Origin of the sequence: uncultured Nitrospira sp., from assembly GCA_902500695.1 — a bacterium.
GTDB lineage: Bacteria > Nitrospirota > Nitrospiria > Nitrospirales > UBA8639 > Nitrospira_E.
The window spans coordinates 1-3391 of sequence record CABVRQ010000159.1 but is presented as its reverse complement, the minus strand read 5'-3'; the positions used below and the strand labels follow the sequence as shown (position 1 = coordinate 3391).

General features: G+C 50.1%; 2 protein-coding genes. Both read right to left on the bottom strand.

Annotation, left to right across the window (positions count from 1 at the left end):
- A partial coding sequence (locus tag AAH187_RS19010; RefSeq protein ID WP_342350065.1) for a GTP-binding protein occupies positions 1-2219 on the bottom strand: 2219 nt, incomplete at its 3' end.
- Between the two features lie 140 nt (positions 2220-2359).
- Positions 2360-3190 carry a TIR domain-containing protein gene (locus AAH187_RS19005; protein ID WP_342350064.1) on the bottom strand — a complete coding sequence of 277 codons (831 nt, stop codon included), beginning with the start codon at positions 3188-3190 and terminating at the stop codon, positions 2360-2362.
- Between the last annotated feature and the right edge of the window lie 201 nt (positions 3191-3391).

Below are 3391 nucleotides of genomic sequence, written 5' to 3'. Positions count from 1 at the left end.
ACTTTCCTTATTTTACAGACCGCTGGGCGACCACCTTTCCGCTTGTGCAAATACGAATCGCCGGATTTCAACTGCAGGAATAGCATTTTGCCTGTGGCTTCGTAGTTGTCATCTTTAAACTCAATCTCCATATCGATATCGTGATCGCTAACAGATTTCTCACCACAGATCTGTCCAGCGAGTGCCACCGTGGAGATTTCTTCCCCTACCAACGCCCTCTGCTTGCTTTCGTTATCGAGGTTAATTTCGGTTTTATTCTGAAGCGCACGAACACGCTGCTGTGCTTCAGGGCTAGCGAAGTACTGCTCCATTTGATCCCAAAGAGGAAATCTATCCTCACACGCAGCACAGATCATGGTTGGAACATCTCCGCCGCGGTCTCCTTCCAACCAGTTCGTCAATCGCTTCATGGCCACTTCGCGATTTCCTATTTCCGTACCGCAATGGGGACAAACATAGTGACGAAGTCGAACGACGTCTATTCCCTTCTGCATCACATGCTCATGGATGTACTTACTGAAGAGGATCTTCTCCTCGACCGGGATCAAGGGATCGAAATACACCTCAAGCTCGCCGGCCCCCTCGCCCAAACGCTTCAGCTTGACCCCAAGCTTTTTCCCTGTAAGCGTCATGAAGTCTGCCGCGTAACGCCAGAGCTCATCCTTTTCAATCGTCTTAGCGTGGTGTAGTTGGACTACCAGCGTGGCATAGATGTCATCCAAGAAGCCGTGAAAGCGATAACTGACCTGGACCGCCGGATGCCCGGTCAGTTCCGGACGTTCTCGCCGATAGTAGCTGGGGAAGATCAGCAGGGTTCCTTCCGGAGTATGTTCGCGTAGGCATAAAGCCCGTTCCACTAAAGCTTGGTGCATGGTCAATAAAACAATTCGTTCTTCGTCCACTGACAACCACGGAGCGGACAACTCATACTTTAAAGTTCCGGCAAGTACCTTTTCTTCCTGAATACATCCGCGTTCGAACCGATCTTCACGGAGGGTCCTGATAACTGCTTGGGCATAGGAATTGATCCGCTCGGGCTGTAATAACACCCAGCTCCCAAAATTTAATTGCCATACTGCGCCGGGGCCGGCCAACAAACTTATCACCGTCTTCAATTCCTCGTCGCTAAATTTCATGTCCTCGCCGGACATCCGCAGTTGGAGGCTATCCCGGAGCTCGTTGAACCGTATCAGCACACGATCCTCGTCCTTGAACCGAATGATCTCTTTTTTCAATTGCTTGAAAAGAAGAGGTGAAGTCCGCCATGGAATATTTTCCCAGCGAATACTGTCCAGAATGGCCTGTTTCAAATCCTCGCAGCCCGTACCGACCTTAGCGCTGGTTGCCAGAAATGGCGGGTAACCGCGTTCTTTTGCAAAGGCTTCAATTTGTTTCATACTGCAACGCAGCCCGCCGGCATCAACCCGCCCAGCAACTAGCAGTTTGCCAATTTCCGTGCGCGAGGCGCGGGTAATATCCCGGTCCCACTGACTGAGCGTCTCAAAAAGGTCTTCTTTCTGGCCATCGAAAACGAGCACCGCCAGGGCAGTTTCATCCATATAGAGCTGGTGGATCAATCGTTGGTCCGCCTGCCCACCAAAATCCCAGAGCCAGATTTCCCTTTCGACGCCATTCTCAGGTGCTACAGGTAGAGGCCAGTGCGTGGCCCATGCACCGACCGTCGACTCGCTAGGCTGCCAATCATTCAAAGCCAACCTTCTGGAGATCCCCGTTTTTCCCGCCCCACTTTCGCCAACAAGTAAAACTTTGGCATTTGTATATTGGACCTGATCCGGAATGGCCGACAACTCAGTTCCAGTATTTTTTTTCATTCCTACTTTGGTTCCAAATTCCGACAGGTCCCATACGTGAATAATTCCATTTTGATCGCCGGAAAATGCACGGCTTTCATCATCACTCCACCCCACCATTTGAGAAGGACCTTCGGGGCCTTTTAACACACATAGGCAAATTCCGCTCTCGGTATCCCACAGGCGCACAGTTCGGTCATAAGACGAGGAAAGGGCAAAACGTCGATCATGATTGAACTTCACAACATGTACCTGTTCGAAGTGGCCCTCAAGCACGCGAAGGCAATGCCCCATCTCCACATCCCATAGCCTCACAGTCTGATCATCACCAGCGGAGATGGCAAAACGTAGATCCGAATTTGAATCGACCGAAAGCAGGAAGCTCGTATGGCCGGGAAGTACACGCAAGCATTTTCCCGTCTCAATTTCCCATAGGCGCAATGTTTGGTCCCCGGACCCTGAAAGGGCATGCCGTTGGTCTTTACTCATCCTCACTTCAGCGACTGGGCCTTTCTGGCCCACGAAAATCCGCAAGCAAGCCCCCGTGACTAAATCCCACAGCCGCAGGGTCCCATCATTGGAACCAGAGAGGGCATGAAGTTGATCGGTTCCCCATACCACGCTTCTAACGACATCGTCGTGGCCCTTGAAAATCCGGTCGCATTTTCCCGCCTGTAAATCCCACAAACGCAGGGTATGGTCAACGGAACCTGAAAGAATGCGGTGTGATCGGTACTCCACGCCAGACTATGAACGATAGCTGTGTGGCCTTCGAAAATCCGCAGACAGCGACCAATCTCTAAATCCCACAGCCGTATTTTATAGTCACCGTGACTTGTAAGTGCGTTCTTACCATCAGGGCTAAATGCGTAGATGTTGATTCCTCGCTTGGCGTCATTGAGTTTAATAACCTTTTCGGCGAAATGCTCTTGCGCAATATCCACATTCCCCAAGGGAGAATCGACTAGCGGACGGCAGGCTTGAAGAAGCCTCGAATACTCCAGATCCCCCTCTTTCGATAGCCAGTTGATACACAAGAATTGCGCCAAAGATCCTTTAATGGGGGCATCGTCGAGCCGAATGGGGATGAAGCGGCGTTCTTGGTTCAGAGGATCTCGAAAACGGAATGTTCCTGATTCCAACTGCGCCCAATCGGAGCCAAAAGCATGCTTCGAAATGCAGAGCACAAGCACGCGAGATTTTTCTAACCCTTCTTCAATCTTGAGGGATACTGTCCCCAGCTTGAGGACCCATTCATCGAACCACACCCGCAGCCCATCGCTCTTGAGTCGCTTCGCAATCTCTAAAACCACCTTTTTATCTTTCGAGCTATGGCTTAAAAACACGTCAAAAGAAAATTGCTCACTTATATGCTGCATATATTCTCCTGCGTCCTAACTCGAAATGGAAACCGTTAAGAGGAGTCGTATGTGAGTTATAAAACATCGGACATTAACCACAATGTCTTAAAATATCTATAAATTCCCTCACACATCTCTGGGAATGGAACACTGCAATATTCAACGCACGAATTTTATTCCTCGGCATATATTTTGACCAGCAGACATTAGCGTCCGACT